General features: G+C 56.4%; 9 protein-coding genes. 4 read left to right on the top strand and 5 right to left on the bottom strand.

Features of this window, described 5'->3' with window-relative positions:
* Positions 1-146: 146 nt before the first annotated feature.
* The 4 genes from ispH to WBC85_RS10535 are packed head-to-tail and all read left to right on the top strand — an operon-like array spanning position 147 to position 2,771.
* Positions 147-1,097: a 4-hydroxy-3-methylbut-2-enyl diphosphate reductase gene (ispH, locus tag WBC85_RS10550; RefSeq protein ID WP_424436451.1), complete on the top strand. Its 951-nt coding sequence runs from the start codon at positions 147-149 to the stop codon at positions 1,095-1,097.
* Positions 1,094-1,687 carry a class I SAM-dependent methyltransferase gene (locus WBC85_RS10545; RefSeq protein ID WP_424436448.1) on the top strand — a complete coding sequence of 198 codons (594 nt, stop codon included), beginning with the start codon at positions 1,094-1,096 and terminating at the stop codon, positions 1,685-1,687. Before ispH ends, WBC85_RS10545 begins: the two co-directional genes overlap by 4 nt.
* A gap of 2 nt (positions 1,688-1,689) precedes the next feature.
* A complete protein-coding gene (gene rnhA / locus WBC85_RS10540) occupies positions 1,690-2,151 on the top strand; it encodes a ribonuclease HI (RefSeq protein WP_424436445.1) in 462 nt (153 codons plus the stop codon).
* Entirely contained in the window at positions 2,148-2,771 is a 624-nt protein-coding gene (locus WBC85_RS10535; protein ID WP_424436442.1) for a trimeric intracellular cation channel family protein, read from the top strand. The genes rnhA and WBC85_RS10535 overlap by 4 nt, the downstream gene beginning before the upstream one ends.
* A gap of 20 nt (positions 2,772-2,791) precedes the next feature.
* Here WBC85_RS10535 and WBC85_RS10530 read toward each other — a convergent pair whose 3' ends face one another.
* The 5 genes from WBC85_RS10530 to def (WBC85_RS10510) form a co-directional block, all read right to left on the bottom strand.
* On the bottom strand, positions 2,792-3,028 hold the full coding sequence (locus WBC85_RS10530; protein ID WP_424436439.1) for a hypothetical protein: 237 nt from the start codon (positions 3,026-3,028) through the stop codon (positions 2,792-2,794).
* Positions 3,029-3,032: 4 nt separating this feature from the next.
* Positions 3,033-3,947, bottom strand: coding sequence for a methionyl-tRNA formyltransferase (fmt, locus tag WBC85_RS10525; protein ID WP_424436436.1), 915 nt, complete (start codon positions 3,945-3,947; stop codon positions 3,033-3,035).
* Positions 3,944-4,435 (bottom strand): peptide deformylase, encoded by a 492-nt coding sequence (def, locus tag WBC85_RS10520; protein ID WP_424436433.1) that lies wholly within the window; start codon positions 4,433-4,435, stop codon positions 3,944-3,946. The genes fmt and def (WBC85_RS10520) overlap by 4 nt, the downstream gene beginning before the upstream one ends.
* Positions 4,432-4,935, bottom strand: a complete 504-nt coding sequence (gene def, locus WBC85_RS10515) for a peptide deformylase (RefSeq protein WP_424436430.1) — start codon at positions 4,933-4,935, stop codon at positions 4,432-4,434. The genes def (WBC85_RS10520) and def (WBC85_RS10515) overlap by 4 nt, the downstream gene beginning before the upstream one ends.
* A partial coding sequence (gene def / locus WBC85_RS10510) for a peptide deformylase (RefSeq protein WP_424436427.1) occupies positions 4,932-5,323 on the bottom strand: 392 nt, incomplete at its 5' end. The genes def (WBC85_RS10515) and def (WBC85_RS10510), both read right to left, overlap by 4 nt.

Raw genomic sequence — 5,323 nt, 5'->3', positions numbered from 1 at the left:
AGCTACGAAGAAGTAAGCTAACTTATAAAAGCCAAGGCCCTGCGCCTTGGCTTTTGTCTTTTCGCCTGCCCCCTGCCCCTAGACCAGGGCGCATCATCACGCTACCAGTTGCCCAAACAGCAGGGCTTTCCAAGACGGAGCAGATGATGACCGGACAACCTCTCACACTCTACCTTGCTGCGCCGCGCGGTTTCTGCGCTGGCGTGGACCGCGCGATCAAGATTGTCGAAATGGCGCTCGAAAAATGGGGCGCGCCTGTCTACGTGCGCCACGAGATTGTTCACAATAAATTCGTTGTTGATGCCCTGCGCGAAAAAGGTGCGGTGTTTGTTGAAGAACTCGACGAATGCCCCGATGACCGCCCCGTCATCTTCTCTGCCCACGGCGTTCCTAAATCGGTGCCCGCAAGTGCCGCAAAGCGTGACATGGTCTATGTGGACGCGACCTGTCCCTTGGTCAGCAAAGTCCACATCGAGGCCGAGCGTCATTCAGCAAACGGACTTCAACTGGTTATGATCGGCCATGAAGGTCATCCCGAAACTGTCGGCACGATGGGGCAACTGCCCGAGGGCGAGGTCCTGCTTGTAGAAGAACCTTCTGATGTCGCGTCACTGAATGTGCGTGATCCGGGCAAGCTGGCCTTTGTGACGCAAACCACTTTGTCAGTGGACGATACAGCAGACGTAGTCGCGGCATTGCAAGCGCGCTTTCCCAATATCCAAGGCCCTCATAAAGAAGATATTTGCTACGCGACGACCAACCGGCAAGAGTCGGTCAAGGCGATGGCGGCCAAGACAGACGCCATGCTTGTTGTCGGCGCGCCGAATTCTTCCAATTCACGCCGCTTGGTCGAGGTTGGCGCAAAGGCAGGCTGTTCCTATGCGCAGCTTGTGCAGCGCGCGAGCGACATTGACTGGCGTGCGCTTGAAGGGATTGAAAGCATTGGCATAACAGCAGGAGCATCCGCGCCGGATGTGTTGATTACCGAAGTCATAGACGCCTTCAAGGGGCGCTTTGACGTAACTATCGAGGTCGTCGAAACGGCAAAAGAAAACGTAGAATTCAAAGTCCCGCGCGTGCTGCGAGAAGCCTCATGAGCGATCAAGAAACGCTCGGCATTTATGACGCGAAAGCGCAAGAATACGCGAAGATCACAAAAACGGACGCGGATCGAGCAGAGCTTGCCGCCTTCATCGAGCACGTCGCACCGGGCGGGCGCATTTTGGACCTTGGCTGTGGCCCCGGCCATTTTGCTGGTCGCATGGCAGAGCACGGCTTGGTGGTTGAGGCCACGGATGCTTCGGGCGAAATGGTCAGGATCGCGTCGCAAGTTGCAGGCGTCAGCGCGCGGCAGGAAACCTTCGATGCGCTTGATGCCGTTAATCAATACGACGGAATTTTTGCCAACTTCTCGCTTCTTCACGCTGAACGCGCCAAGGTCCCAGATCATGTAAACGCTATCGCGAAAGCGTTGAAATCTGGCGGAATATTCCACATCGGCATGAAGATCGGCGATGATGAAAGCCGCGACAGTATCGGGCGGCGCTACAGTTACTTTACCGAAGCCGAATTAGAAAAAATGATGAACGACAACGGCCTATCCGTCATCTGGCGAAGCCACGGTGAAGACATTGGTTTAAGCGGTGAAATGGCGGCTTGGGTGGTTTTGCAGAGCAAGAAAGCATAAGAATGCCAAGACTTTACGCATATACGGATGGCGCTTGCAGCGGCAATCCTGGCCCCGGCGGTTGGGGGGTTCTCATGCGCGCCGTGGACGACGGCGGCGCGATTGTGAAGCAGCGCGAACTAAGCGGCGGCGCGGAATTGACCACCAATAACCAGATGGAATTGATGGCCGCTATTGCAGCCCTGGAAGCGCTTGAGCGCGCGGCAGAGTTAACAATCATCACGGATAGCACCTATGTGAAGAACGGCGTAACGGGCTGGATTCACGGCTGGAAAAAGAACGGCTGGAAAACGTCTGCCAAGAAGCCTGTCAAGAACGTCGAACTTTGGCAGCGCCTTGATGAAGCGCAAGCCCGCCATCAGGTGAACTGGGAATGGGTCAAAGGGCATGCAGGCCATCCAGAGAACGAGCGCGCAGATGAATTGGCGCGCGCGGGCATGGCTCCGTTCAAGAAGAACGCATGAGCCTGCTCACGTTTCTCGATTACGCGGCCGTCCTTATTTTTGCGCTGACGGGCTCGTTGGTGGCCTCGCGCGCGCAGCTTGATCTGGTTGGCTTCGCTTTCCTCGCTGCCCTGACCGGGATCGGCGGCGGCACTGTGCGAGACGTCTTGCTGGATCGCAATCCGATCTTCTGGATCGAGCAACCTACCTATTTGGCCCTCACCAGCGCGGCCGCGCTTTTAGTGTTCTTTACTGCGCATCTCGTGGAAAGCCGCTATCGCCTTTTGCTATGGCTCGACGCGCTGGCGCTTGGCGTCGCTGTAGCGGCGGGGATTGGGGTCGCTCTTGCGGTCGGGCAACCCGCGATCATCGCGATCCTAATGGGGATTGTGACTGCATCCATGGGCGGCTTGTTGCGTGATGTGGTTTGCAATGAAGTGCCGCTGGTTCTCAAACAAGGCGAGCTTTATGTCAGCGCGGCCTTTGCGGGTGCAAGCGCTGGTGTCCTTGCTGATTACTTGGACATGCCCAACACCATCGTATTCGGTACCGCGATTGTCGTCACTGTCATCTTACGGGCAGGATCAATGCGTTTTGGCTGGCGGCTACCGATTTACAAAAACGCTCCGCCGAAAATGTAGCTCGGGCGTTGCTTTGCGCCCTACCTTCGCCAATGTGTCGGCACGATAATCAGCGCCCCGATTGAAGAAACAATCGCGTCAACACCCGGCGAGCCAAAGCCCACACGAAACATAATCGTAATGAAATAGAACAAAAAAGCGCCGCCCACACATATGATGATTGAAGGCAAATAGCCGTTGTGGGTGAATTCGCTTTTCTCGGAAATATATCCAACGATACCTGCGATTACGACCGTGCCGAAAAGTGCCAGAAACATCGCGTTATCCTTCCCCGAACTGGGTGCCTTCTGGCACGGGTGTGCCGCGCAGGAACTCTTGCGCATCCTGCGCGCCTTTACCAGCCTTCTGCGCGCGAATGATTTGAACCGCGCCAGTGCCACAAGCGATGGTGAGCGCATCATCCAGCGCTTGCCCTGCGATGCCTTCGCCGGTGCTTATGCTGCTCGCCAGTAGCTTTACGCGCGCAGCCCCCAGCATTGTCCAAGCCCCCGGAAACGGCGAAAGCCCTCTTATCTGGCGATCAATCTCGATGGCGGATCGTGACCAATCTACTTGTGCCTCGGTCTTGTCGATCTTGCTGGCGTATGTGACGCCGCCTTCTGGCTGAATGCTTGGCACCAGTTGGTCAAGGTCCATCAAAGCTGCGCAAATCATCCGCGCACCCATTACGCTAAGACGCTCATGCAAGGCGCCAGTCGTTTCTTGCGCACCGATCTGCGTCGCCTCGCGTAAGAGAACCGGTCCGGTATCTAGCCCCGCCTCCATCTGCATGATGCAAATACCCGTCTGGGGATCACCAGACATAATCGCACGGTGAATAGGTGCAGCTCCGCGCCAGCGCGGCAGAAGCGAGGCATGAATGTTCAAACACCCCTTTGCCGGTGCATCCAAAATCGCTTGGGGTAGGATCAGCCCGTAGGCCACAACGACCGCCACATCAGCGTTGAGAGCAGCAAAGGCAGTCTGTTCGTCAGCGCCCTTCAAAGACACAGGGTGGCGCACGTCCAAACCAAGCTCCAATGCGCGCGCATGAACGGGCGTTGGGCGCTCTTTCTTACCGCGACCCGCCGGGCGTGGTGGCTGACAATAGACCGCTGCAATCTCGTGTCCTGCTGCGACCAGCGCCTCTAGAACCGGCACGGAAAAATCTGGCGTGCCCATGAAGATCACTCTCATAGCTTGCGCGCCTTTTTGATTAACATCTCGCGTTTCACACGGCTAAGATGATCGAAATACATTTTGCCATTCAAATGATCGATCTGGTGCTGCACTGAGGTCGCCTCCAGCCCGATGAAATCACGTCGATCAATGATGCCTTTTTCATTGAGGAACCGCACCGTAACCGCGCGCGGCCGCTTGATGATCGCGGAGACGCCCGGCAGATTTGGGCTCGCCTCGTCATGTTCGCGAAGCTCGATTGAGGAATGTAAAATTTCGGGGTTGGCCAGGCGGATAACTTTGCCCCGCTCTTTAGAGGCATCAACAACGGCCAAGCGCAACATCACGCCAATCTGGTTCGCGCCCATCCCAACGCCGGGCATGGCTTCCATCGTATCAACCAAATCATCCCAAACGGCACGTACCTCATCGGTGATCTCGGCAACATCAGCAGCCTTGGTGCGAAGGCGTTTGTCGGGCCATGGAATACATTTACGAACCGTCATTGTGTCATTGCCCTATATTCTGCTTCCAACGCGTCGCGCGCGGCATCATCCAAATGGTCGAAAATCACGCGACCGTCCAAATGGTCACATTCATGTTGGGCACAAATCGCTGCGAACCCCTCAAGTATCATCGAGAGCCGCACGCCCTCGATATCGGTGAAGGTCAGTTCGATCTGATTGGGCCGCGTCACATCGGCCGCCACACCCTTGATCGACAGGCAGGCTTCTTCATTGGTGCTAAGCGCTTCACCAAGCACAGCAACTTCGGGGTTCATGCAGGCAAGCGGTGTGCGCGTGCCTTCCTTCCAGGTTGCGTCCATCACAAACAACCGCTGCATCACGCCGACTTGCGGCGCCGCCAAGCCACGCCCGGGCGCGTCATACATCGTTTCGAACATATCACTCACCAATTGGCGCAGTGCATCGTCGATGCGTTCCACGGGCGCGCAAATGCGCTTCAAACGCGGATCAGGCCATGCCACGATCGGCAGAACGCTCATGCGCGCGCCATCTCTCGTTTCAGCTTTTGCATCTTGCGGGTAATCATCTGGCGTTTCAGCGGTTTGAGGTAGTCGATGAACAACTTGCCCTCTAGATGGTCAATCTCGTGTTGCACACAGGTTGCCCATAGGCCGCCCATATCACGTTCTTGCAGGTTTCCGTTCAGATCGAGCCATTCAACACGCACATCCGCCGGACGCGTGACTTCAGCATATTGATCTGGGATCGACAGGCAGCCTTCATCATAGACGTTTGTGTCATCAGATGCCGAGATGACCCGTGGATTAACCATGACCAACGGCGCAGGCTCGCTCCCCTCTTCTTTTTCGCAGTCCAACACGATCATGCGATCCAGAATACCAACTTGGGGCGCGGCCAGTCCGATTC

The organism is Planktotalea sp. (genome assembly GCF_049680325.1).
Classification (GTDB): Bacteria; Pseudomonadota; Alphaproteobacteria; order Rhodobacterales; family Rhodobacteraceae; genus Planktotalea.
The sequence above is the reverse complement of the archived record's forward strand: the minus strand, read 5'-3'. Positions and strand labels throughout refer to the sequence as shown.